The organism is Shewanella sp. K8 (assembly GCF_028823715.1).
Lineage (GTDB): Bacteria > Pseudomonadota > Gammaproteobacteria > Enterobacterales > Shewanellaceae > Shewanella > Shewanella algae.
The window spans coordinates 38,016-64,417 of record NZ_JAPEHY010000017.1; the positions used below are offsets into that span (position 1 = coordinate 38,016).

A 26,402-nucleotide genomic window follows, 5' to 3' on the forward strand; every position below is an offset into this window, starting at 1 on the left:
AATGAGGGCGCCCCAGAGGGCACCCAAAGATCATCAGAACTGATAACCTACACCCAGATTGAAACCATCTGAGTCAGACTTTCCGCCACGTTTTTCGTAGTCGGCCTTGAACACCACATTCTCGTGCAACCAGTAGTTGATACCCACATTGGTTTGAGTTTCTTTGGTGTCTTGATTGTCACCGGCATTGTTGTCCCATTCGTTGTAGCGGGCGAAGATGCCGAACTGCTCGTTAAAGCGGTAGGACGGCTCTATATACCAGCCATTTTGTTTGTCGCGGCCCAGGGCTTCGGCTTCAAATCCATCTATGTCCCACTCGGCATAGAGGGCTCTGATGCTGAAGTTTTCTATGTGGTAGATGGCGTGCGCCGACCACATCAGAGCCGAGGCTGTGTCTACAGTGGCTTCGCCTTGAGTCAGATCCGATTGGTACTGCACCGTGGCGGCCAGCTCCAGACCGGGAACGGCTGTGTATTTCACCCGGCCGGTATAGGCCAGATCGTCAGCCTTGGCCTCGGAAACCTTTTGGCGACCGCTTCTTGGCTTATAGGCATTTTTACCTGTGGTAGGGACATTCAGGCCCGAGGTCACGGCCGCATCGAAGGCCAGTCCGGGAGCCGCCTGGATATTCATTGCCAGACCCGCTTCCCACCAGGTAGCCGGGAGTATGTCTTTCTCAACCGGGTTGCGCTCGACACCATAAAATGCCGGTGGCTCGTGGGTTTCATTGATGATGCCAACCGGCATCAGGAACAGACCCGCCTTGGCAGTCAGGGCTTGGTTGAAGTCGTGCTCTATGTAGGCCTGCTCCAGCTCGACTTCGCCATCTTGGCCATCGCCTGAGATGGAGTGTTCCACTTCCAGCTCGGAGAAGAAACGGGTGTTTTCGGTAAACTCATGGCCGAAGAAGAGCACGAAACGGTGGAAGTCGAACTCTTTCTTATCCTCGCCCAGCTTGTTGTCTATGTTGTTGTAGTGCAGCTCACCATAGCCGCCGATAGTGGTGGCGGTTTTTTGCGGCGTGGCATCTACCACCTCGGCGGTCTGTTCAACCCGCTCGGCAGTTTGTTGCTGACGCTTTTCGGTTTCTGCCAGACGGCGCTCCAGATCCTTGAGGACCTTTTGCTGCTGTTCGATGATTTTGCGCAGCTCCTGAGTCTCGTCCGAGGCGAATGCCTGCGGGCCGCACAGGGCTGTCAGTAGCGCACTGGCAATGAGAGTTTTCTTGATCATCTTGCTTCCCGTTGTGATGTTACTGTTGTTGAAATCGGGCGAATTCTAGCAATTGATTTAATAAATGCAAACGATTTGCATTTATTAATGTGATAAAAATTAACAAATGTCAGTATCTGTAAACTTACTTGTTATTGTTAATGTTTTGTCTGAAAACGGATGCTTACAATGTAAGTTTTTGATCTTTTTATTAAAGTATTAAGACTATGTTTTAGTCGCAAGGGGAGAGCCTGACGCCATTCCCGGATAAACCCGCTGAAGTGCGATTGCTGAATTTTTGAACTTTCAACCTTGGCCGGAGACCTGGGCCAACAGATCGGGTGAGTTATTTGTCAAAAGGCGGTTAAACTGATCGGCCTTTTTATTCCGGTTAGCCTTGGCTTTGTGAGTGTTCAAACAAGATGTTTCTAGTTGATTATTTTAAAAGAGAAAATAACCAAATAACCATAGGCCGCAAACAGGCCAGTGATTTTGCCAAGGGTGTAGCGGGGGATTTCAATCCCATCCATGATGAGGATGCCAAACGTTTTTGTGTTCCCGGCGATCTCCTTTTTGCCCTGGTGTTGAACGATTATGGCCTCAGCCGCCGGATGCAGTTCAAGTTTGAAGGCATGGTAGGAGACGGCGTATGTCTGCATTTTCCCAGTGACCAGGGGGCCGAGCTGGCGATAGAAGATGAGCGCGGCAAACGCTACCTGAATGTCCATCGCGATGGTGAAATGCGCCACTGCGAACGGCAGTTGGAGTCCTTTATCCGTAGTTATGTGGCTTTTTCCGGCCTCAACTTTATCCATGTTTTGGTGCCTTTGATGCGTGAGCATCAGGTAACCATCAATCCGGCGCGGCCATTGGTTATCTATGAAAGTATGGGCTTTGAGCTGGACACCCTGGAGTTTGAGCAGGTTAAACTGGAACTGGTTAACAGCAGTCTCAAAGTCGATGGCAAGCGCGGTGATGTGACGCTGGATTTCGCGCTTATCAGCGATGACAAGCAGGTGGGGACCGGGCGCAAGACCTTGGTACTCAGCGGCTTGCGCCCCTTCGATGAGGCGGCTGTCGAGGCTATGGTCAGCGAGTATCAGGCGCGCCGCGATGGCAGCTGGAATAGCGGCTCACAGACAAACGCCTGAATTCAAACTGCGGCGGCTTCTGAGCCCGGCGCCAGCCTGCTTTCGACCCGGTTACGCCCCAGCTGCTTAGCCTGATACAGGAGTTTATCCGCAGTATCAGTGAGTTGGCTGAAGCTCTGGCTGCCGTCGGCGTCCAAAGCTACCCCCTGACTGACGGTGAGCCTAAGCGGCTCACCACTTTCCAGGGTGAATATGTGTTCGGCCACACTCTGCCTCAGGGTTTCGGCGACAGCCACAGCGTCATTCAAGCCGGTATTGGGCAGCAATAACATAAACTCTTCACCGCCAACCCGAGCCAGCAGATCATCTTCCCGCAGCGAGGTTTTCATGACCTTGGCCAGTTCGGTCAACACTCTGTCGCCGTTATTGTGACCATGGGTGTCATTGACCTTTTTAAAATGGTCAATGTCGAGAGTAATCAGTGCCAACGGGCCATGGCTGCTCTGGGCCTTGGTCGGCAGTAACACTTCTTTCAGCCGGTCAAGCCACATGCGCCACTTGGGCTGCGCTTCCAGGTTTTGCTCCTCTGTGGCTTGATGGTACAGCAACCAGCCAGCCAGATAGCGACGGTTATAGAGGCCAGTGAGGCTGTCAGTCTTGGCCAGCAGGCCCCACTTCAAGCGTGAGCGATTGAGCCAGAGAATAACAGCGGTGGCCAGCAACAGCAGCAACAGGATTATGCTGCTGATGATATTGAGCTGATTCAGGGTAGTGCGGTTGGTTTCCAGCTCCAGCTTTTGCAGTACGTTGTTCCAGTTGAGATCCTGGTTCTCAAACTCGAGGCGCTCTAAGTTAAACAGCAACTGTTGGCGATCCAGGTTACTGACCAACTCTTTGGAGCTGTATGCGGCGAAGCGCTGCTGATACTGCTCCAGCACCTCGTAGGCGCGCTTGAAATTGCCTAACCCGGCAAAGCCTTCGGCGCTGACCTTTAACAGCTCTATCTGAGAGCGCAACAAGGTTTTTTCCTTGGCAAAGCCGATAAGCAGAGGGTCGACATAGACAGCCATCTCGGCATACTGATGCTTATTGAGCAAGTCCTGGGCCTTGAGCAGTTGAAAGCGACTGGTGTAGAGGGTTGAAGTCTCACGATATTGCAGGTTGTCGGCCAGTTGCAGGTGCCTGGACATGGATGACACATCTTCCAGCTCCCGGTACTTCAGCGCCAATTCCACATTGATGCGAAAGCGATACAGGCCGTAACCCAGCACTCTGGCCAGCTCCAGCGCCGCTTGATATCTGTCAACGGCGACTTCAGCCTTGCCTTGACGTTCAGCCAACTGCGCCAGATCCAATTGCACCAGCATCTGGTTGTAGGACATCCTTCTGTCCTTGAAGAAATTAAACGCCTTCTTGAGCAGTTTTTCAGAGCGCTCAAAGCCGTTGAGGCGCACCAGGAGGTGGCCCATACCAAAGGAGATCCGTTCAAGCAACTCCTTGTCCTGGCTCTGATCGGCAGCGTCCAATGACAGCATCAGGCTGGCGTAGGATGCATCCAGTTTACCTTGCTGCTCAAATGCTTTGCTCTTCAGTAGCAGGGCTTCGGCCTGAACCGCCTTATCGGCAGAGTTCTGGTTGCGATCTATTATTTTTTGCAGTTCGCTGATGGCCTGTTTGACCTTGCCGGTTTGCAGCATTACCTGTACCAGTCTCAGCTCCAGCAGGGTATGTTCGCTGGTTCCGGCATCCGCCAGCTTAAGGCCCTCTTTGGCGGCTTGCTCGGCGGCGGGGACCTCATGCAGCAGCAGAGACACTGTCGCCTTGGTCAGATAAAAACGGGTCACTAAGGGCTTGGGCAGGTCCTTGAGCTGATCGCCTTCCATCTCGTACAGCTGCGCCTGTGCCCGTTGCGGCAGGGAATAGAGTTGGCTTTCGGCCCCTTTAAGCAAGCGGGAGAATTGCTCTGCATTGGCCGCCAACAAGGTCGGGCTCGCCAGAACCATAAAGATTGCGATCAAGGGGGGGCAGAAGCGTTTCTTCATACTCTTAGTGCTCTTTGAACCGAAAATGTCTGATAAAAGTCATATTTTGGAGAGATTATCGCGTTCGCTGCCGGGGTTTGTCTAATTATTCGCTACTAACTACCCGGATTTGGGAATTGTCTGATAGAGGTGGAGTGGTCAAAAAAGCTACATCATGGCCGAGCCTGAAGCTAACCCTGGTTGAAATCCAAGGTGAGGAGTTCATTGTGAGTTGCCTTGAAAGTGCTTCGAAAAAGAAGTGAGTAAAGAAAGACGTTAATCAAGAGAAAGAAGCTGAAACTTCAGTAGGATGATGGTTGAAATGAAATCCGGGTAAAGCAAAAGCTGCGCCGATAGCCAAGCAATGCTGGCTGCTATCGGCGCTTGTTGATCAGTTTTCTGCCAGCGTTTGATAGGGGCCGTCGCTGGCTGGGCTGTTGTCAGTTTGCTGATCAAGACGGCTTATTTTGACTTCGGCTATCTGATGCTGATTCATCGCCGTTACCTCAAAGCGCCAGGGCATCAGAGTCAGTACGCTACCTGCTTCCGGGATCCGGCCAAAGCGTGCCAGCAGCATGCCCGCCAGGGTGACGTACTCGTGATTATGGCTCTCGAGTTCGTCGCAGCCCAGTAGCTTCTCCAACTGATGCAGATTTATGCTGCCGCGAGCGCACCAACCATCGCCATTGATGCGGATCTCTTCGACCTCGTCTTCCTGGGGCAGTTCGCCGACTATGGCTTCGAGAATGTCGTGGCCGGTGACCAGTCCCAATAGGGCACCGAATTCGTCTGTCACCAGTGCCATGTCGGCCTTGGCGCGTTTCAGCTCTTCCAACAAACGGAATACGCTAATGCTTTTCGGCACTATTACCGGCTTGTGGCCGGGGCGCAGACTCTGCAGCGGCTGTTGTTGTTCTATGGCTGCCAGCAACTCCTTGGCACTGACCAGTGCCACGACCTTGTCTATGTCGCCGTCACACAGGGGATACTGGCTGAAACTGTCGCCATGCAATTGCTGTTTTATCTGCTCGGGGCTGTGGCTGAGGTTAATCCAGCTTATTTCGGCCCGCGGCGTCATAATGCTCTTGATGCTGCGCTCGGCCAGAGTCAGCACCTCGCCGACCATGTTGCGTTCATCTTCGGCAAAGCACTTGCTCAAGGCGCGCTCAGTTTCGGGCACCTCTTCATCTTCTTCAATTTCCTCAAACTGTTTCTTGCCGCCCATCAGCTTGAAGATGGCGTTGGCCGTCCTGTCCCTCAAGGGTTTACGGGCCTCACGTTGTTCGAACCTGCGTTGCCCCAACTGGTTGAAGAACTCGATCATGATGGAGAAACCTATGGCGGCATATAGATAACCTTTGGGAATATGGAAACCAAAGCCTTCGGCTACCAGGCTGAAACCTATCATCAGCAGGAAACTGAGACAGAGCACCACCACGGTTGGGTGCGCGTTGACAAAGCGGGTCAGCGGTTTGGAGGCCAGTAACATCACTGTCATGGCCACCACTACTGCTGTCATCATCACCCAGAGTTCATCCACCATGCCGACCGCGGTAATAATGGAGTCGATGGAGAATACCGCATCCAGCACCAGTATTTGGGTAACAACTATGCCAAAACTTGCGTAGGCGACTTTCTGGCCAATTTCCGGCTCTTTGGACTCCAGCCGTTCATGCAGTTCACTGGTGGCCTTGAACAGCAGGAACAGACCACCGGATATCAGGATCAGATCCCGTCCGGAAAAACTGAAATTGGCAAGGCTGAACAGAGGTTGGTTGAGGGTGACCAGCCAGGACACCACGGCCAACAGGCCAAGGCGCATCAACAGGGCCAGCGACAGGCCTATGACCCGGGCTTTGTCTCTTTGATGTTGAGGGAGTTTTTTGACCAGAATGGCAATAAATACCAGGTTGTCTATGCCGAGAACTATCTCGAGGATGATAAGAGTAAAGAGTCCGATCCATATGTGTGGGTCGAGCAAAAGTTCCATAGTGGTGAACCAAGGGCCTCAAAGTGGGTTTAACTTGGGCCTATTGCAGCACAAATTGGGCGGAATGCTGAATTAATTATGGTTAATCCTTTGCTGGCGCAGCAGTGCTTGAACGAGTGTCAAAAAACTGCCTTGGAGTCATAAAATTTACGTATTGTGTATTATTTAAAAACTTGATTATAAAGGTTTTATCTTTCCTGGCCAGACTTTAGAATTAACCCAAAATAACAAATGGGAAACATCTGTGATGGCAAGAAAAAAGCCCCTGTTGCTGCACTCGATATTACTGGGTAGTTTACTGCTTGGCGCTTGCGGCGGTGGTGATGATGAAAGTGGTGCCGGGTCAAGCGACGATAATCTGCAGCCGCCTGCCGGCGTCAACCAAGCGCCTAAGGGTGACGATATTCAGCTGGCTTATGACAGCTCGCTGCAGAGTATTGCGGTCAACTGGCAAGGTTATGTGTCAGATCCCGATGGCGATCCCTTGCAGGCCAGCATTGCCGAGCAGGGCAAGCTGGGGCAGTTCAGTCTCGATGGCGATATGCTGAGCTACAAAGCAGATAAAGATGCCAAGGGCAGCGATCAAGGGCTATTGCAGGTTAGTGATGGCCGTGGTGGCAGCGTCAGCCTCAAGTTGGCAGTTTTTGGTGTGGACGGTCAAAGCCCTCTGGAGCGGGCGCTGGCAAGTGGTGATGCAAGCGGGCTGGACCCGGATACTCTGCTTGAGGCGATTGCCGCACAGATAACGCAGCTGCGCTCGAATGAGCAAGCCCTGCGGCAAAGGGTATTTGCCGATACGGCGCTGGCCTATGCACCAGGCAACCGAACTCAATTGTTCAATATCATCGAGCCGGAAATGGCCACACCTCTGCTGCGTGCCAACACGGGTCAGGTCTTGGCCGTCGCCGGCGAGCAGCATACCGGGCGCTTTGCGGCCTTTGGTACCCATCTGTTTGCCCGTTTCCATGCCGGTGAACTCACCGCCATGGAGCCAGCCAATGACAATCTGCTGGCTTGGTTGCTGAACAGAGCGCAAGCGGCAGAACTGCAGCAACCATTGACCGTGTCCTTGAGCTTTCTTGGTGGTCAGGAGAGTGCCAGTCGCAGTTGGTTGCAAGGGCGGTTTCCCAATTGGACCATCAAGAGTTGTAATCAGGTCGCTACTTTGGAAGCCTGTATCGCCGATGCCCAGTTGTTAATCAGTGGCTGGCGCGCGGCCGATACCGATGCCGGGCAGATAGCCGGCGTCTATTCCCGGGCGCTGGCATCGGGCAAGGCACTCTATTATCAGCACAACTGGTATGAAGCGACCAATGCGGTGGCCGACGCCATTGCCGGAACCATGGGGGTCAGTTTGCCCTATGGCGGTAACTTCTGGGCCAGCGCCGCTGCCGATTGGTCTTCGGCCACGGCCATGGCGGCCGCTTTCCCACTGCTTGGCGGTGAGCAGCGCCTGACACAGCACTTTATTGATGATGACTTCAACTTTGACTGGTCCGGCTGTGAAACCTATGTGGGTAAAGTGAGCTGTGACAAGGTCAACGGCTTTGAATCTGAGTTCCTTGCCGGTGCCAGAGCGCTTAAAAACTCACTCAATCAACTGGATAGCCGTGGTCAGGTGTTGTTCGGCAACGAGGGGCGCAGGCTGCTGAAACTCTTTGTGTTGCTGGGCGATCTTTACCGTGCCGACATAGCTTATCCCATGGATAAGGAAACCACGCCGCAAGGGCGTTTTCTGGCGGCCTACCTGGCCGACCACTTGGTGCTGTATTTGAGGGGGAATAATCCAGCGCAGCCGGATTTGGGCAATTTCAGCGATCCTTTGCCGCAAACGCTAACTCTTGAAAACGTCAGCCTGGAAATGGCACTGGGCAAAGAGAGTGGTTATCGCGGCAGCGGTTTTTACTTGTTGCCCGGCCAGAGCGTGCGTCTCGAGCGTAAAGACACACTGCCGCTGACGGTCAAGGCCTTTATCAATACCCAGAGAACCGGCTCAACCCGGGAATTCAATAACCAGGGATACCAGCGCCCCAAATTTTTGCGCTCGGTCGAGTTGACCCTGAAACCCGGGCAACCTCTGACCCTGAGCAGCCCTTATGGCGGGACTTTGATGCTGCAACTGCCGGCCGGTGAGGGCGTGGTGAGTGTTGAAGCACAAAATGTACTGGCCTATCCCTACCTCAAGGATTTCAACCAAGCAAGTGGCTATTTGACGGCGCTTGAAACCAGCCCGCTGAGCTGGGCCGGGCTGCGTACCGACTTTGTCGAAATTAACTCCCGCAAGCATATGATGAAACAGTTCATCTATGCCGAGCCTTACCGCGGCGATGTGGAGCAGGCCCTGAATGATGTTTGGCGCTATATGATCAAGGGGACCTATGATCTGGCTGGCTTCAGTGGCGAAGGGCTGGCGCTGGCACCCAGCGTGGCTGCCCGCTGCGCCCTGCTGGGGTGGGATTGCCAAAATGAACAGATCCATGCCAAACCCAAGGTGCAGCACATCAATGTCGATGAGGCGGCACACTGCGGTGGCGGCTGCTCGGGTAACCCCTATGATCAAGCCTGGGTATTGAGCCCCTTCGGCTGGGGCGAGAGTCACGAGATAGGCCACAATCTGCAGCGTAACCGGCTGAAAATCTATGGTGGCCGCTCCGGTGAAGTCTCCAATAATATTTTCCCTCTGTACAAGGGCTGGCAACGCTTTAAAGATAGTGGTGAGCGGATCGCCAGCTGCGATCGCCAGTCACCTCAAACCACGTTCGAGTGGCTGAAACAGGCTCAAAACAGCAGCGATCCTGTGACCTCTGTCTACGACAAGCTCTGGAGTCAGACCGGCACCTATGACAACGCCGGGCCCAGACTGGATTTCTATCTGCAGCTGGCGGCATTGGCCGAAGAGCATGCAGGTTTGGACAACGGCTGGCAGATTTTCACCTTGCTCTATCTGCATGAGCGTCTGTTCAGCCATGCGATTGCCGACGCCGCTCGCTGGGGCGAGATGAGGGATGCACTGGGCATGAGCAGTTATATCGATGCCCCGAACCTGGATGGCAACGACTTCATGTTGCTCAGCCTGTCGAAGTTGCTGCAACTGGATATGCGTCCCTGGTTTGATCTCTGGGGTGTGCGCTATCAGGCCCAGGCCGCCAACCAGGTAGCTGCCTATGGTTACCCGGCCGCTGAAGCCGTGTTCTATCGTCTTTCGAGCCAATGTGCTGAGCTGGCGGTGCCCAAGCTCACTCTGGATGCCAACTGGTAACTGAGAGGAAAGGGCGCTTCGGCGCTCTTTCCCTATTGCCGACAGCACTGTAATTGAGGCGTGATTCAGCCGCGGCTTTTTCCCTCAAGCACTTTGAAGCACACTAAAAATCAGGCATAGTGCACTCTGGTCATTTGCTCGATACTCAAGGATGACTGTGAGAACTTTCCTTTCTCGATTAGGATGTTGTAGCCAATGAGTTTGTCTGTTTATCAGTTGAAATCCCGCTTTCAGGGCCTACTGAGGCCACTGGTTACCCGTCTGTATCGGCGCGGCGTCAGCGCCAATCAAGTCACGGTATTGGCGGCGCTGGGTTCTATACTGCTGGGAACCCTGTTGCTTATCTGGCCTCATCCTTGGCTCTTTGCCCTCATCCCGATTTGGATGCTGAAAAGAATGGCGCTCAATGCCATAGATGGCATGTTAGCCCGCGAGTTTGGGCAGCAATCCCGTCTCGGCGCCTATCTCAATGAGCTCGCCGATATTGTTTCGGATGCGATACTCTATCTGCCTTTTGCCTTGCTCGGTGGTGTGGAACCTGCACTGGTGATCGCCCTGACCTTACTGGCCATTGCCAGTGAATACGCCGGAGTGCTAGGCCTGATGGTGGGGGCAGAGCGCCGCTATGATGGCCCCATGGGCAAGAGCGATCGCGCGTTTGTCTTCGGTATTCTGGGGCTGGCCGTCGCCTTGGGTTGGTTGACGCCATTCTGGCTCAATTTGATCCTGTCATTGGTTCTCCTGTTACTCTGCCTGACCATATTCAACCGGGTAAAATCCGGTTTGAAGCAGGGCGAGAGCGCAAGTTAAGTTGTTTATCAAAGGAATGAAATATATGGATAATGCCGCAAGGGTACCCGAGGAACACTTTTTTACTACCCATGATGGATTCCAGCTGTTTTATCGTTTCTGGCCGGCGCTGGAAACCAATGAACAAGAGGATCCCGGGGCCGTGTTGCTGTTTCACCGTGGCCATGAACACGGTGGCCGAATGGCGCACCTGGTGGATGAACTGGCGCTGCCTGAGCAGGCTTTTTTCGCCTGGGATGCCCGTGGTCATGGGCAATCACCGGGCGCCAGAGGCGACAGTCCCTCCTTCGGTACCAGTGTCCGCGACATTCAGACCTTTGTGGAACACATAGAGGGCAAACATGGTTTCAGCCAAGAGCAGCTGTGTGTGGTGGCCCAAAGTGTCGGCGCCGTGCTGGCCAGCACCTGGGTGCATGACTATGCGCCTTCTATTCGTGCGCTGGTGCTGGCGTCGCCGGCCTTCAGCGTCAAACTCTATGTGCCTTTTGCTATCCCTGGGCTCAAGCTGCTGAGGAGCCTCAAGGGCAACTTTTTCGTCAACAGCTATGTTAAGGCCAAGCTGTTGACCCATGACCCAGCCAGACAATACAGCTTTGAGACAGATCCACTGATCGCCAGACCGATCTCGGTCAATGTGTTGTTGGGACTTTATGATGCCGCTGAAAGGGTGGTGGCCAATGCCCAGGCGATTACTGTACCGACTCAGGTACTGATCTCGGGCGCCGACTATGTGGTTCGGCGCAAGCCGCAGCAGCAGTTTTTTGAGCGTTTGGGTTCCCAGCGTAAAGAATTGCACCTGCTGCCCGGTTTTTACCATGACACCCTGGGAGAGCTGGACCGGGCCGACCCGATAGCCAGGATTAGACGCTTCCTGCGGGCCAATATCGCCTCGCCGCAGGCGGCAGTGAATTTGTTGCAGCAAGATAAATTCGGCCCGAGCTGCGCCGAGAGTGAATCGCTCGCCGCCCCTCTGCCCGAGGCTTCCTGGCAGGCCAAGTACTGGCAAGCCACCCGCGCAGTGATGAAGCTGGGGGAGAAATACTCAGAGGGTATCGCCCTGGGTTTCGAGCGCGGCTTCGACTCGGGCAGCACCCTGGACTATGTCTATCGCAACACCCCCTCCGGCAAGGGGGAGTTTGGCCGTTTTGTCGACAAACAATATCTCAATGCCATTGGCTGGCGCGGCATACGCCAGCGTAAACGCCATATCGAAGAGTTGCTGGCGCAGGCGCTGTCGACGCTCAGAAAGGAAGAAAAGCCGCTGCATTTGATGGATGTGGCCGCCGGACATGGCCGCTATCTGCTGGAGAGCCTGGCGAACAGCGATATCAAGCCCGATTCTGTGCTGCTGCGTGATTACAGTGATATCAATATCCGCGACGGCCGCGCCCTCATCGATGAGCTTGGCCTCAGTGACATAGTGCGCTTTGAAAAGGGCGATGCCTTCGACTTTGATTCGCTGGCGGCGGTCGAGCCCAAGCCAACCCTGGCGGTAGTCTCCGGCCTTTACGAGCTGTTTGGTGACAATGAGATGGTGTCCCGCTCCCTGGCGGGTATTGCCGCGGCGCTGGCGCCCGGAGGCCTGCTTATCTACACGGGCCAGCCCTGGCATCCGCAGCTGGAATTCATCGGCCGGGCCCTGACCAGCCACAGAGACGGTCAGCCTTGGGTGATGCGTCGCCGCAGTCAGCAGGAGATGGATCAACTGACCAAAGCCAACGGCTTTCACAAGTTGACTCAAAGAGTGGATGAGTGGGGCATATTTACCGTGTCCATGGCGCGTAAGGCCGACTGATGCCTGAGTTGCCCGCCCGTCGACGCGAGGTCGGCACCATTCGCCGTGGCCTGCTTTGGCTGGCCTTGTTGGCACCGTTTTTCTTTGCCAGCTATGGTTTTGCCAATTGGTATGCCTCGCAGCAAAGTGAGGTTCCCAGTCTGGTGTTTTCCTGGGAGCACGCCATTCCGCTTTGGCCCTGGACCATAGTGCCTTACTGGTCGATAGATCTTCTCTACGGCCTGGCGTTTCTGCTCCCCCTCAGCCGCAAGGGGATAGACAGACTGGGGCTCAGGCTGCTGAGCGTACAGCTTCTGTGTATCGGCTGTTTTCTCATCTGGCCACTTAAATTCAGTTTTGAGCGCCCGCCGCTCGACGGCGTTTTTGGTGGTTTGTTCGATCTCCTGATGGGGTTTGATAAGCCTTTCAATCAGGCGCCCTCTTTGCACATCGCCCTCTTGGTGGTGCTCTGGAGTGAATACAGTCAGCGGGCCAAGGGCGCCTGGCGTTATCTGCTCCACGGCTGGTTTGTCTTGATTGGCCTGTCTGTGCTGACGACCTGGCAACATCATTTTATCGACCTGCCCACAGGGCTGGCGGCCGGTCTGTTCTGCCTCTGGCTGTGGCCACGAAATTCGTTCAGCCGCTTGAGTTTGGCGAGGGAACCCCGCAGGCTCAAGCTGGCAACGGCTTATGGCGTGGGCGCCGTCTTGCTGCTGCTCGCGGCCTTGCTCTGGCCCATGAGTCTGCTTGGCATGCTGCTGTTTTGGCTGGCCTTGGCGCTGGCCATGGTGGCGCTCAATTATCTCCTGTTTGCCGCCGCGGGTTTTCAAAAGGGTGAGTTGGGCCATCCCAGCTTCGCCAGTCGCTGGCTGTTGTTACCTTATCGTTTGTTTGCCTGGCTCAATATCCGTTTCTGGACCGGTGGCCAGGTGGCGGCGCAAGAGGTGTTGCCCGGGGTTTGGCTCGGGCGCATGCCCACCATGAGTGAAGCGCAGCAATATGATGCCATATTGGATCTCTGCGCCGAGTTGCCCTTTCCCTATTCGGGCAAGGCTTTGCTGACACCCGCTCGGGGGATGACCGAAGGCAAGCTCAAATGGTATCAGCCTATGCCCATGCTGGATTTATGTTTGCCGGATGAACAGGACTGCCTGGAAGCGGTCAGGCGGCTCGAGTGTTTGCGTACCTCAGGTACTCTACTTGTATGTTGCGCCTTGGGTTATGGCCGTAGCGCCTTGGTATTGGCAGCCTGGTTGCTGCTGAGCGGTCGGGCCGGCAGTGCCCTGGATGCCGCAAAGATGATTGCCGCCGTTAGGCCCAAGGTGGTTTTCAAGCCAGAGACTCTGGCTTACCTGGAGCGGCTCAAGTCAGGTTTTTGCCCGCCAGAGGTGCAACATGCCTGAGTCGCAGCAGCGGGATCTGGCTAAATTGGTGGCCACTTTATTGGGCAATGCCGCGCCGCTGCGCTGGTTCAGTGCGGTTTTGATGTTGGCACCTTTGCTGCTTCTCTGGGGCGGCAAGCTTCAGGGATGGCCGGAACTGCTCAGTGCCCTGTTGATGGTGCTTTTCGGACTGGCCGGACAGTATTTCGGCCTCAGAGTGGCGCTGGATGCCAAGCTGTTTGCCGCTCTGGCAGGGGAGCATTCCTGCGAACGTCTGGATCACAGCATGCAGCAGCTCGGCTGGCTTAAAGAAGAACAGGCCGGTCGCAGTATGCTGCAGCGCGCCCAAGGGGCGCAGGCGCTGCTAAAGCGTCTGTTCCTCTGCTTTGCCGGGCAGGCCGCGGCGCTGGTGTTGTTACTCGTCTGGCGCTTTTTCCTGTAAGAGGAGTTTACCCTTATCTATGGATACCCTAATCGGCTGGCTCGCGGGATTGACCGCCTTTGGGATCACCTCGGCGGCCAGGTTGGTCACCGGTGCCCGCGCCCTGTGGCTTGGCTGCCGCGCCAATCACAATCAGCGGCTCTACTTTGCCAATCACAGCAGTCACGGTGACTTTGTGTTGCTGTGGGCATCACTGCCTGCCTTGCTGAGACGCAAGACACGTCCGGTCGCCGGCGCCGAGTATTGGCAGAAGACGGCGCTGAGGCGCTTTATTATTCAGCGGGTATTCAATGCCGTGCTTATTCCAAGAGAGAGCCATGGTGAGGGCAATCCCTTGGCGCCGGTGGAAAAGGCGCTGGCCGAGGGTGACTCGCTGATCTTCTTCCCGGAAGGTACCCGTAATCTGAGCGAGGCGCCATTGTTGCCGTTCAAGAGTGGAATCTATCATCTGGCGCACTCGCGCCCGGATCTGGAACTGATCCCCGTGTGGATTGCCAACCTCAATCGCGCCATGCCCAAGGGGTGTTATCTGCCGTTGCCGCTGCTCTGCACTTTGAGTTTCGGCACGCCTATCAAGCTGCAGCCGCAGGAAACCAAGGTGGCCTTTCTCGAGCGTTTGCGTTTGGCACTATTGGCGATGTCACGGGAGGAAGTATGAACCAGACACTGTGGTTGTTTGCCGGTATAGGCCTACTGCTGGTGGTAGCGACCCTGATAGGTCGTTTGCTGGCCTGGCGTAAGGGCAACAACGCCGTTATTGCCAATCTCAATGCCAGAATCGATGCCTGGTGGATGATGGTGCTGGCCATAGGCATAGCTTTCCTGTTCGGGCTCTATGGGGTGATATTGCTGTTTGCCCTGGTATCTTTCTATGCGCTCAGGGAGTTTTTAACCCTGACACCGACCCGGGCCAGCGATTATCCGGCCCTGGTCGCCGCCTTCTATTTTGCCTTGCCGGTGCAGTATCTGCTTATTGCCATCCATTGGTACGGCATGTTCAGTATCTTTATTCCCGTGTATCTGTTCCTGCTGATGCCGATTCTGGCAGCACTTGGCGGCGATACTACACGTTACCTTGAGCGTACCGCCAAGGTGCAGTGGGGGCTGATGATAGCCGTTTATTGTGTCTCGTCGGTGCCAGCGCTGATGACCTTGAAGATAGAGGGCTATGAAGGGCGTAACTTGCTGCTGATTGCCTGGCTCATTCTGGTAGTGCAACTCTCCGACGTGCTGCAGTATTGCTGTGGCAAGCTGTTTGGCAAACGCAAGGTGGCACCCAAGCTGTCGCCCTCCAAGACCCTGGAAGGCCTGGTCGGTGGGGTATTGCTGGCGACGCTGGTGGGTACCTCGCTGTTCTGGATCACCCCATTCACCCCCTGGCAGGCGGCAATCATAGCTTTACTGGTGAACCTGCTCGGCTTTGCCGGGGGACTGGTGATGTCGGCCATCAAGCGTGACCGCGGCGTCAAGGATTGGGGCCATATGATAGAGGGCCACGGCGGCATGCTGGATCGCATGGATTCTGTCTGTTTTGCCGCGCCGGTTTTCTTCCATGTGGTGCGCTATTGGTGGGTGTGACCTTTCTATAAAGTCGAAGACTCATAGCGGATAAATGCGCTTTTTGTTGTTATTTGTCGGCAGTAAGCTGGGGCTATTCCAAAGTGAAGGAGCCCAATGATGAAAATATTGCAAATACTGCCGGCACAACCCACCTCTGACGGCGATGGGGTCAATATCAGCCGGGTCGCCGATTTTCAGGCTCTGGCGTTGGATCCCTATCTGATGCTGGATGAGATCCGCTCCGACGATGAACGCGATTATCTCGGCGGTTTTCCGCCGCATCCCCACCGCGGTATGGAAACTTTTACTTATATCCGCAAGGGCGGCTTTGAGCACAGGGATCAACTGGGCAATGTCCGCGCCATCCGCGAAGGCAAGGTGCAGTGGATGAGTACCGGCCGCGGTGTGGTCCACTCCGAAATGCCGCTGGCCGATGCCAAAGAGGGGCTGCATGGCTTTCAGATCTGGCTCAATATGCCGGCCAAGGACAAGATGCGGCCGCCCAGGTATCAGGACAGCGCAGCCGATGAACACCAACAGCTTGAAACTGACGGCGCCAGCCTGAGACTGCTGGCCGGTGACTGGCGTTTCGCCGGTACTGAAGCCAGTGCTCCCTTGACCGGGTTGGCCGGCGATGCGGCGATTGCCGATTTGACGCTGGCGCCTGATGCCCAAGCCAAGTTGGATCTCAGTCATCTGGGGCGACTGGCGCTCTATCTGCACAGTGGTGAATTGCAACTGCCGGATGGCAAACAACTGGTGGCCGGTAATATGTTGCTGCTCGACAGTCGTTATCCTCTCGAGCTGCAAGCCGGTTTCAAGGGCGCGGGCCTGCTCATTCTGGCCGGTAACCCCATTGGTGAGGCCGTGGTGCAGATGGGGCCTTTTGTGATGAATACCCAGGCGGAGATCCTGCAGGCCATTCGTGACTACCAAAACGGTGATTTCGGTGAGATCCCATCCGGTTCCGTTTAACTGACATAGGCAACAGACGGCTGCTTTGCTGTGGCCGCCTCTTGCCTTTTATTCGCCTAAACAACACATCAGCGCTGACACAAATGTAAATTTTTAAGATTTTTTCGTTAAAAAGTCATTTGGAATACAGTGCGGTTAACCTGTGATGGGTTTTGTCCAACCCCACCTTTGATTGATTTTAAAGGTTAGCCTTGGTCTGATTGTTTGCTCCTTTCTCAAAAAGTTACCAAAAGTTAAACTTGTAGCGCTTTTTGCGAAACATTCTTGTTACCTTGGCTGAATTTTGGCTATCTTGTCGGGAAATATTTTGCCTGTAACAATTATGAGAATCATTCTCATTGGTCAGGTTTTATATGCAATACCCCGCACCTTCTGCCGTGGCTTTGGCTGTGGCAGCCGTACTCTTTTGCGCCGCATCCGGCGCCGAAACGCTAAATAAACAAGCGCCCTCTTCGAATGAGTCGCCCGAAACCAGCGCGGTTGTGACAGTCAAAGACAGAGCCGATAACGGTTTGGATGGCAAAAGCACTCTGGATGAGCAGATGATCCGCCGTACCCCTTCGGCCGATGGCAACTTGAGCGACTTGGTCAAATCCAACCCTGCGGTGCGCCTGGAGGGGCTGGATGAGGGGTTTAGTGGCGGTGAAATCAAACCGTCGAAGATCTCCATCTATGGCGCCGAGTCTGAACAGACAGCGTTTCTTATTGATGGCATCAATATCAACAACGATCTGGATCCCAGCTCAGGCCTGTTTGACGGCAGTGTCGGGGTCTTACCGGGGATGAGCTCGGAACAGGCCTATTTCTTCGACGCCGCCATGCTGGCCGGGATCACCGTTTATGACAACAATGTGCCGGCCAGCCTGGGGGGCTTTACCGGCGGGGCCGTAGTGGCCGATACCCTAAGCTACAACGGCGTCAACGGCGGCCAGCTGCGTTACCGTACCAGCCGCAGCAGTTGGACCAGCCAGAAGGTTGATCCCAATATTAACGAGTTTTTGCAGCAGGCCAGGCCCGACGGGGGCAAGGCCATCTATCAGCCCGATTTTGTTAAACACAGTTATTCGGGGCAGTGGCAGCAGGGGATTAACGACGAGCTGGGCATGGTGCTGGCCTTTGGTCAACGCCGCTCCAGCATTCGCCAGAGCCGGATCATGGATGCAGAAGGTACGGTTGATTCTCAGGATCAGAGCCGCAGATCGGACAACCTGTTGCTGAATCTGGCCTGGACGCCGGATCCCCTGACCCGAATCGACTGGGACTGGCGTTATTCGGCCTACCGTGAAGGCCTGTTTATGGGCGAGAACATAGACAATGACTTTGAAGACAGCCACTCGGCACTGGGGTCGACCCTGAGTCTGGAGCGGGAGTTCAGCCTGGGAAGTTTGTCCCTCAAGGCGGCCTACGACAGCTTTGAGGATGAGCGTCACTCCCAGAGTGATACCGTGCTGGTGATCAGTGATGCCGATACCGGGCTGGATTACCAGAAGGGGGGCTATGGGGACAGTCGTCTCAAGCAGCGAAATCTGCAACTGCTGGCCGATGTCAGCTTCAAACGCCTCTATTGGGGCGATGTCAGTCACAGCCTGGAAACCGGCTTGAGTTTCCAGCAGACCGACTATGATTTTTACCGCCCAAGGGAGGTCAATCAGGAGATCCGCTTGATAATGTCGGGCATGGAGATGCCGCTCGATGAGCAAACCGTATTGGCCGGCAGCATAGACACCCGCCACCGCAACTCGGCGGCTTATCTGCAGGACATCATAAAATTCGGCGCCTGGCAATTCCGCCCCGGGTTGAGGCTTGAGCATGATGACTACCTGGATAATCTCAACCTGGCGCCGCGGCTGGCACTCAACTGGGATGTCGTCGAGGGCACCCGGGTGGATATCGGGCTTAACCGTTACTATGGCCGCTCATTCGCTTCGATGAAGCTGGCGGATGAAATTCTTAAACTCAGCCAGGATCACACCCGCAGATACGAAAGCATCAAGGATCTGAAAACCCCCTTCTCCGATGAGTTGACCCTGGCGCTGCACCAGAATCTAGGCAATTTAAGCCTGAGTGGTCGCTATACCCTGAGGGACTATCGCGATCGCCTGGTGACCCATAGAAGCCAGGTAGGCAGCGTCAAGGTGGACGACTATCGCAATGGCGAAGACTACAAGGTTCATGTCTATACCCTGCAACTGAATAACATAGCGCCGCTGACCTTAGGTGCCAGTCAATGGGAGTGGTCGCTGGCGGCCGATTGGCTGGAGACAGATCGCAACGATCTGGATAAGGCGATGAACCCGGATGAGGCCGTGATGCTCGATGGCGCCATGATGAGCCGTCGCCAGATGGAGCAGAAGGTCAACTCATCCCAGGAAGAGTGGATGGTGCGTCTTGGGTTGGATATGGAGTTACCGGCCTGGAATATTACCTGGGGCAACAAGCTTTATGTCAAGGCGCCGGTACGGGGATATGAGTCGGTAAACAGCCAGGCGGCGCTGGAGATGTACCGCAGCTATGACTTCGGCAGTCACACCCAGTGGGATAGCCGTATTCGCTGGGAGCCGCAGGCGCTGGGCGGTGAGGTCTATCTGCAGCTGGATATCAACAATGTGCTCAACCAGGTGCGCCAGTATAGCCTCAAGGCTAACCAGAACGGCGAATACGGCCTCTATACCCCAGGGCGTCAGTTCTGGCTGGAAGTGGGTTATCGCTTCTAAACCCTGAGTGGTGGTGATGGGCAGCTTCACCGGAAGCTGCTTTTTTGTTGAGTTCTGGAAATCCTGAGATGATTGTTAAAACACGATTCGGCCGCCTGATGATGGCGGCGATGGCTTGCCTGCTGGCGGCCTGTCAAACCAGCGATATGCTGCCTCTGAACAGTGATCCTGACTTGGTTCAGGGCCGGCTGGACAATGGCTTTCGCTATTATCTGGCCCCCAACGATGCCCCGGCCAAACGCGTGTATCTGCGTCTGGTAGTCAACGCCGGTTCCATGCATGAAGATGACGACCAAAGGGGCGTGGCCCATATGGTCGAGCATATGGCCTTTAACGGCAGCAAGCACTTTAAGGGCAACAGCGTCATCAGCGCGCTGGAGGATGCCGGGCTGAAGTTTGGCATAGATGTCAATGCCTTCACTGACTTTGAAAATACCGTCTATCTGCTCAATCTGCCGGATAACCGGCCGCAGACTCTGGAGCTGGCGCTTAGAATTATTGCCGACTGGGCGGCAGAGGTGAGCATTGCCCGCGACGATCTCGATGCCGAGCGTGGCATAGTGCTGGAGGAGTGGCGGGCAAGGCTTGGGCCTATGCTGCGTTTGGGGGACAAAAAGTCTGCCATCGAAATGGCCGGTTCCCGTTATGCGACGCGCGATCCCATAGGCGATCCCGAAACCATACGCCAGGTGTCCGGTAAGCGGGTGGCCGACTTTTATCGCCGCTGGTATCGGCCGGATAATATGGCGCTGGTGGCGAGCGGTGATATAGATGTCGCCAAGTTCAAGGCCATGGTCGAGCAATATCTGGGAGCCATGCCCACGGCCACTACACCACTGGAAACCGTGGACTTTGGCATACCGCTGCAAGATGGCCTGAGGGCCGCCAAGGTGCATGAAGTAGGCGCCGAAGAGCCGGCGCTGGAGCTGAGCTTTTTCTCGCCGCTTGAGTCGGATTATTCGCGGGCCGGTTATCGCCGCGAGCTGGCCGAGCAGATAGCCGGGCGTATGCTGAATCTGCGTTTGCAGCAGTGGGAGAAGCAACATCAAGACTGGCTGCTGTCGGGCGCTTTCTTCTCCTCGGCCATTGGCCGCGAGACCAGGCAGAGCATTTTCACCTTGCAGCTCAAGAAGGGTGAGTACCATAGCGCCGCCAGTGCACTGTTTGATCTTCTGGCCACCCTCAAGCAGCATGGTTTCAGCGATAAGGCCGTGGCTTCCCAGCTGAAACGCCAACTGAAATTGGAACAGCGCCGCGCCGATAAGGCGGTTTACAGCATAGATATTGCCGGCGACCTGGTCACTACCGCTGCCAATCTCGACCCCTGGTTGAGCTATAAAGACAGAGCCCGGCTCAACCTGGAGCTGATTGGCTCGCTGACGACCGAGGATATCAATCAGGCGCTGGCGCGTTTAACGGCGCCAAGTTCCCGCTTATTGCTGCAGACTCTTGGGGCCGGGGAGATATCGGCACTGACGAGTGCTGAAGCCAATGCATTATGGCAGCAGAGTATGAGCAGGCAGCACAGCGACTTTGAAGCCGGGCAACAGACCGCTGAGATGCCCGAGTTCAAGGCCGAGGCCGGCAGCAGTCGCTTTATCGGTGAAGCCGCCGATGGACGCCTGAAGGAGTATCGACTCAGCAACGGGTTGCGTCTGGTATTCAGCCAATCTGATCTCAACCCAGGTGAAGTGCATTTCAAGGCCTTGACTGTCGGGGGGATGGGCAGTCTGGCACCTTCGGAGGCGCAAAAGCTGCGTCTGGCTGTGAACCTGGCAGATGAGTTCGGCGCCGGCGAGGTGCCGCAGCAGGCGATCATCAACTATGACAGCGACTATCCTCTGGTGCTTTCCAGTTTGCTGGACGGCCAGACGCAAGGCTTTTCCGGCTGGGCCCACAGGGATGATCTGGCGGCGCTGCTGCAGCTGTTTCGCTTCAAGTTGCAACAGGTACAGTTTGCATCGAATGCCTTGAAGCACTGGCGCGAAGAGTATCAGGCGACCCGGGCACAATATGCCAATGACCCTGGGGAGCAGTTTGCCCGCACCATAGATGCCAAGCGCTATCCCGGAGTGCCGACGGTTTACAACCCGGATCCCGAGTTGCTGACTACCCTGACCGAGGATGAGCTGCGGGCCGATTATCGCCGTCACATGCTGGGTAATACCGACTTTATTCTGTTCTTTGTCGGCGATATCGACGAGGCGCGCCTCATTCGCCTGGCCGAGCAGTATCTGGCGGGGATTGAGGTAAAAAGCGAAGCGCGCAAGCAATACCAAATTCGGCCGGCGACCCCAAAGGAGCGTCTGCAGATGCCTGTCTCTGGTGAGCCCAGAGCCGAAACAGAGGTCTATCTAACTTCCTATCCGCAGCCTTGGTCAGCAAAGCAAGCCTATCAGTTGTCGCTCATGGGGGAGCTTATTCAGGAGCAGCTGAGGCTCAAACTCAGGGAGGAGGCCAGCGGCGTTTATGGGGTAACCGCTTGGTTCTGGCAGGAGCCGGGGGAAGATTTCAGCTCCGGCCGTATCAGCTTCAGCAGCGATCCGGAGCGGGTCGATGAACTGATCCAGCAACTGCATCTGGTACTCAAGCGGATGACTGATGAGGGCGTATCGCCCCATTCGCTGGAAAATAAGCGCCGTCAGCGTCAGGACAGGCTGCAGCGGGAGCTTAAATCCAATCTCGGTTGGTTGGAGGCGGTCAGCCAAAGCTATATGACAGTGGGTGGGCCGCAGCAGATAGGACAAAACATTCGCTTCAATGAGGAGGTCACTGCCGCTGAGCTGAATAACCTGCTTAAGCAGTTTATCCGGCAAAGCCGGGTCTTTGAGGCCGTGATGCTGCCGGCAAGCGAGTAAAACTCAGGCAAAAAAGCGCCACCCCCGGGGTGGCGCTTTTTTGCGAGTTGGAAAGTGTGTGAGTAAGAAGTGATAGAGCGTTGGCGAAAATCTTAGATCTTGCCTCTGAGCTTGGCCAGCACATCTTTTTGTTTTAACTGGCTCATGGCCAAGTAGGCCACAGGCACCACAAACAGCGAGAAGAAGGTGCCCATCAACAAGCCACCTACCAAGACCAGGCCTATGTTTATCCGTCCAAGAGAGCCGGGGCCAGAGGCTATGGCCAATGGGATGGCGCTGAGGATCATCGCCAGCGAGGTCATCAAAATAGGACGCAGCCTTGAGCGGGCGCTGGCCATGGCCGCATCGAGGGCACTTTTGCCGGCCTGGCGCTGCTTATTGGCGAACTCGACCAGCAAGATCCCGTGTTTGGTCACCAGGCCTACCAGAGTCAACAAACCTATCTGGGAATAGATATTCATACTCTGGCCAAAGAGGTTGAGAGTCAGCAAGGCTCCCACCAGACACAGGGGCACAGTGAGGAGAATGATCAAGGGATCGACAAAGCTCTCAAACTGCGCCGCCAGGATCAGATAGATAAACACCAAAGCCAGCAAAAACAGTGACTGAGTGCCTGCCTGGGAGTCCATCAGTTCTTTGATGATGCCGTTGTAGGCGTAGCCCTGAGATGGAGCCAGCAGCGACGGCAGTTGCTCATCCAGCCAGAGTTTGATCTCTCCCGGGGAGTAACCCGGCATAAGATCGGCGCTGATCAGGGCGGCATCGCGACCCATAAAGGTCTTGATATTCGACTCAGCGGTTGCCTGCTTTATGGTGACAAATTGCGACAACGGCAGCGCCTCACCCGATTCAGAGGTGACATACAGCTTACTGAGCACATTGAAGTCTCCCAGCATCTCCAGGTTAACCTGAACCTGGATAGGGTAGGTGAAGCCGTCGTCCGAGTGCAGATCGGCGGCTTTGACCGAGCCTAAAAAGGTCGACAGTGCATTGGTCACATCGCTGTAGCTGGCGCCGGAAAGGATCACCGCATTGCGATCTATGCTGAGATCGAAGCGTGGCAAGTCCCTGAGGGTCGAGTTGTTGATATTGGTCAGCCCAGGATAGTCCTCCAGCAGTTTAACCACCTTCTCGGCGGTGTGGGCCAAGGCATCTTTGTCTCTGTCCAGCGTCATCAACTGCAGTTGCAGATTGGTGGGGATATTCAAGCCGTCGGCGGAGCGAACACTGAACGACATGTTGTAGGCCGACACCTGCTGTTTGGCTTTGGCTATCAGTTGATCTATCACTTCGGCGGCGGTGTCGCTGCGTTCTCCCCAAGGTTTCAGCAGCACATGGTTGACCGGGCCGCCTTCGATATAAGCCAGATTGGCGGCTACATTGGGGTTGTCATCCATAACGCTGTTGAGCTCGGCGTTGTGATTCAGGTGATATTGGCGGCCAACGCCGGTGGGGCCCTTGGCGCTGGCGTCGATAAAGCCGCTGTCTTCTGTGGGCAGCAGTACCTTGGGCATGTACCAATAGAGTACGCCACCCGAAACGACCAACAGCAAGGCGATTGCGGCCAACAGACGCTTACGGTTGAACCAGAGCTCCAGTTCCTGGCTGTAGCGCTCAATCAAACGTTCCAGCCCCAACTCGACCCGCTGAAACCAGGCCGGGTGTTTGTGGCTTTGCTGAATCAAGTAGGCACTCATCATGGGCGAGAGGGTCAAGGCCACCACCCCTGAGATGATCACCGCCGCCGCCAGAGTGAAGGAAAACTGGCGGAACAGATCGGCCGTCAGTCCGGACATCAAACCTATCGGCAGATAAACGGCAGCCAGTGTCAGTGTCATGGCTATGATGGGAAAGATGATCTCCTGGCTGCCCTTGATTGCAGCGTTAAAAGGCGTTTCACCTTTTTCTATATGGCGGTAGCAGTTTTCCACCACCACTATGGCGTCGTCCACCACCAGACCTATGGCAAGGATGATTGCCAATATGGTCAGTACATTGATACTGAACCCCAGCCAGGCCATAACGGCAAATACCCCTATGACACAGACGGGAATGGTGATAATCGGAATCGAAGCGGCTCTGAGTGAGCCGAGAAACAGCACCACAATCAGTGACACCAGCACTATGGCTTCCAGTAAGGTAGAGAAACCCTCTTCGATAGAGGCTTGAATAAAGTCGGCTTGGTTATAGACCAACTGCATCTTGAGACCGGCCGGCAACTGGTGTTGCATCCTGTCGATTTCGGCACGTATGGTTTGTGCCACTGTCACAGGGTTGGCGTTGGCCAGCGGCAGTATTTGCAGCGACATCGCCTGATGTCCGCCAATGCTCAAAAGGCTGGGCCGCAGGCTCTCCTCGCCCATCACGACATTGGCGATATCCTTCACCCGGATTATTTTGCCGTTATCGACCCGGATTACCAGATCGCGAATATCTTCTATGTTTTCAACCTGGCTGAGCGGGTTGATGGAGAAGTCGCGGGACTTGCCCACTATGGTGCCCGAGGTAAAAGTGGCGTTATAGGTGCTCAGGGTGGCCACCACATCGGCGGCCTTGATATTGAGCGCCTTCATCTGATCCGGGTTCAGCCAAACCCTGGCGGCGCGCTGTGAGCCGCCATAGGGGCCCCATACAGCGCCCACACCGGACAGATGTTTGAATTGAGGTACAAGCTGCTGGCTGATGTAATCATACATCTGCTGCTTGGTCATACCGCCCTCGTTGACAAAGCTGATGATATTGCTGGCGGAATGGGTCGCCGACACGTCATCTGTCACTCTGGGCTTGTCTATCATGCTTTGGGGAAAGTCGTTGATGGCTTCAACGCTGGAGCGCAGCTTGTTCATCAAATTGGTGTATTCGATGTCATCTATCTCTTTGCTGAAGTTGATGGACAGAGTGCAGCTGCCTTCCTGACAGTCGGTGGTCATGGTATCGACCTTATCCAGCCCGGAGGCGGCGTCGATAAGCTTATCGGCGACATTCTCGGACATGAATTCGGCGCTGGCGCCATTGATGGATGCGCTGACCGAAGCCGAGTGAGTGTTGTAGTCAGGGAAGTATTGAATCGGCAGTTTGCCGAAAGACACCAGGCCGATCAGCACTATCATTATGCTAATCACCGAGGCGAAAATTGGGTGGCGAATACAGATTTCCGGCAGGCGCATCAGAGTTGGTCCTCTTCGGTGGCCAATAAGGCATTGGTCAGGACTCTGACTTCACCTCCCTCTTGCAGATTCTGCATGCCTGTTCGCACCACAGTATCTGAGTTTTGCAGCCCCGACTTGATGATGACATAACCGTCATTGGTGTTGCGCCCAAGTGACACAGGGCGCTTGCTGACTTTGTCGCCTTGCAGTACCCAGACAAAGCGTTCTTCATTATTGGCAATGACGGAATTTTGTGGCACCAACAAGTGCTTGATCCCCTTGCTGAATATCTGTTTGACGTTGGCAAACATTCCGGGAGCCAAGGCATGATCCGGGTTCTTCAGTTGCGCATGAACCTCCACCCTGCCCGAACTCTCATCGACAGCCGGCGCTACATAGCTGACCAGTCCTTTGAACTCGCGTCCCTTGTAGGCCTCCACTGTGAGATGCACCTCCTGACCTCGCTGCGCCTTGCCGAACTCGACTTGGCTGATGGCAAAATGCACTTCAACCGGATCCAAGCGGTACAGGGTTACCAGAGGTGTTTCTGCGGTTATTTGGGCACCGATAGAGGGGGTAAAGGAAGTTAATTGGCCATCGAAGGGGGCGATGAGGCTGTAATCGGCGAGGGTGGCCTGTTTCTGTTTGAAATCGGCGGCGGCCAGTTGCACATTTTCTTCCAGCTCATCCACATCTTGTTTTGACAGTGAATCCGGCTCTTTGGCTAGCAGGCCTCTGACTCGCTCCAGTTTGGTTTTCGCCAGAGCCAGCGTGCTGCGGGCCTTGTCGACATCGGCTTGCGCCTTGACACTGTCGAGTTCGGCAATCAAGTCACCCTGTTTGACCATGTCTCCGTTTTTGAAGTGGATCGCCGTGAGTTTGGCGCTGGCGTTGAAACTGAGGGCCACAGAGTCGATAGCCCGAATTTTACCGACTTCGTTGGCGACATCTCTAAAGGATGCCTGTTTCACCGCTTCTACGGTTACCGGAGGGGGTTGAACCTCCTGCGCCGAGAGTGATAGGGAAATTGGCAGACAAAAGATCAGTAACCAAAGACTGGAGCCTGAAAGTGTTTTCATAAACGCCCTGTATCATGGATTAAGCGGTAAGCAATTCAGTTTACCTTAATCAGGATCCAGGGCATTCCGACAATTTAAGGCAT

At 55.1% G+C, this 26,402-nt stretch carries 16 protein-coding genes; 11 read left to right on the plus strand and 5 right to left on the minus strand.

The genetic code is table 11. From position 1 onward, the window contains the following. Positions 1–33 precede the first annotated feature (33 nt). Positions 34–1,233, minus strand: coding sequence for a porin (locus ON072_RS10910; protein WP_261753015.1), 1,200 nt, complete (start codon positions 1,231–1,233; stop codon positions 34–36). Between the two features lie 401 nt (positions 1,234–1,634). Here ON072_RS10910 and ON072_RS10915 point away from each other — a divergent pair, with 401 nt between their 5' ends. Then, positions 1,635–2,363 (plus strand): DUF3581 domain-containing protein, encoded by a 729-nt coding sequence (locus ON072_RS10915; RefSeq protein ID WP_123116914.1) that lies wholly within the window; start codon positions 1,635–1,637, stop codon positions 2,361–2,363. A gap of 2 nt (positions 2,364–2,365) precedes the next feature. Here ON072_RS10915 and ON072_RS10920 read toward each other — a convergent pair whose 3' ends face one another. Both ON072_RS10920 and ON072_RS10925 read right to left on the minus strand, forming a co-directional pair. Next, complete coding sequence (locus tag ON072_RS10920; RefSeq protein WP_107353069.1) at positions 2,366–4,345, minus strand: GGDEF domain-containing protein; 1,980 nt, start codon at positions 4,343–4,345, stop codon at positions 2,366–2,368. A gap of 370 nt (positions 4,346–4,715) precedes the next feature. Further along, entirely contained in the window at positions 4,716–6,314 is a 1,599-nt protein-coding gene (locus tag ON072_RS10925; protein ID WP_208123760.1) for a TerC family protein, read from the minus strand. Between the two features lie 247 nt (positions 6,315–6,561). Here ON072_RS10925 and ON072_RS10930 point away from each other — a divergent pair, with 247 nt between their 5' ends. The 10 genes from ON072_RS10930 (at position 6,562) to ON072_RS10975 (ending at position 22,091) form a co-directional block, all read left to right on the plus strand. After that, positions 6,562–9,573 (plus strand): ImpA family metalloprotease, encoded by a 3,012-nt coding sequence (locus ON072_RS10930; protein WP_261753033.1) that lies wholly within the window; start codon positions 6,562–6,564, stop codon positions 9,571–9,573. 195 nt (positions 9,574–9,768) lie between these two features. Next, positions 9,769–10,383, plus strand: a complete 615-nt coding sequence (locus ON072_RS10935) for a CDP-alcohol phosphatidyltransferase family protein (RefSeq protein WP_071238429.1) — start codon at positions 9,769–9,771, stop codon at positions 10,381–10,383. Positions 10,384–10,408: 25 nt separating this feature from the next. After that, complete coding sequence (locus ON072_RS10940) at positions 10,409–12,178, plus strand: bifunctional alpha/beta hydrolase/class I SAM-dependent methyltransferase (RefSeq protein WP_144379656.1); 1,770 nt, start codon at positions 10,409–10,411, stop codon at positions 12,176–12,178. Further along, positions 12,178–13,563, plus strand: coding sequence for a phosphatase PAP2/dual specificity phosphatase family protein (locus tag ON072_RS10945; RefSeq protein WP_261753016.1), 1,386 nt, complete (start codon positions 12,178–12,180; stop codon positions 13,561–13,563). The genes ON072_RS10940 and ON072_RS10945 overlap by 1 nt, the downstream gene beginning before the upstream one ends. After that, on the plus strand, positions 13,556–13,984 hold the full coding sequence (locus tag ON072_RS10950; RefSeq protein ID WP_025008902.1) for a hypothetical protein: 429 nt from the start codon (positions 13,556–13,558) through the stop codon (positions 13,982–13,984). Before ON072_RS10945 ends, ON072_RS10950 begins: the two co-directional genes overlap by 8 nt. 19 nt (positions 13,985–14,003) lie before the next feature. After that, positions 14,004–14,642, plus strand: coding sequence for a lysophospholipid acyltransferase family protein (locus ON072_RS10955; RefSeq protein ID WP_144379655.1), 639 nt, complete (start codon positions 14,004–14,006; stop codon positions 14,640–14,642). Further along, positions 14,639–15,562, plus strand: a complete 924-nt coding sequence (locus ON072_RS10960; protein WP_025008904.1) for a phosphatidate cytidylyltransferase — start codon at positions 14,639–14,641, stop codon at positions 15,560–15,562. Before ON072_RS10955 ends, ON072_RS10960 begins: the two co-directional genes overlap by 4 nt. 99 nt (positions 15,563–15,661) lie before the next feature. Beyond that, positions 15,662–16,519 (plus strand): pirin family protein, encoded by an 858-nt coding sequence (locus tag ON072_RS10965; RefSeq protein WP_144191520.1) that lies wholly within the window; start codon positions 15,662–15,664, stop codon positions 16,517–16,519. Positions 16,520–16,872: 353 nt separating this feature from the next. Continuing rightward, positions 16,873–19,233, plus strand: a complete 2,361-nt coding sequence (locus ON072_RS10970) for a TonB-dependent receptor plug domain-containing protein (protein WP_144163897.1) — start codon at positions 16,873–16,875, stop codon at positions 19,231–19,233. A 68-nt stretch (positions 19,234–19,301) separates the two neighbouring features. Further along, entirely contained in the window at positions 19,302–22,091 is a 2,790-nt protein-coding gene (locus ON072_RS10975; protein ID WP_144379654.1) for a M16 family metallopeptidase, read from the plus strand. Positions 22,092–22,183: 92 nt separating this feature from the next. On the opposite strand, the gene ON072_RS10980 is transcribed toward ON072_RS10975, so the two are convergent. Together ON072_RS10980 and ON072_RS10985 are read right to left on the minus strand one after the other, a co-directional pair. Then, entirely contained in the window at positions 22,184–25,258 is a 3,075-nt protein-coding gene (locus ON072_RS10980) for an efflux RND transporter permease subunit (RefSeq protein WP_144379653.1), read from the minus strand. Further along, entirely contained in the window at positions 25,258–26,319 is a 1,062-nt protein-coding gene (locus ON072_RS10985; protein WP_144191491.1) for an efflux RND transporter periplasmic adaptor subunit, read from the minus strand. Before ON072_RS10985 ends, ON072_RS10980 begins: the two co-directional genes overlap by 1 nt. Between the last annotated feature and the right edge of the window lie 83 nt (positions 26,320–26,402).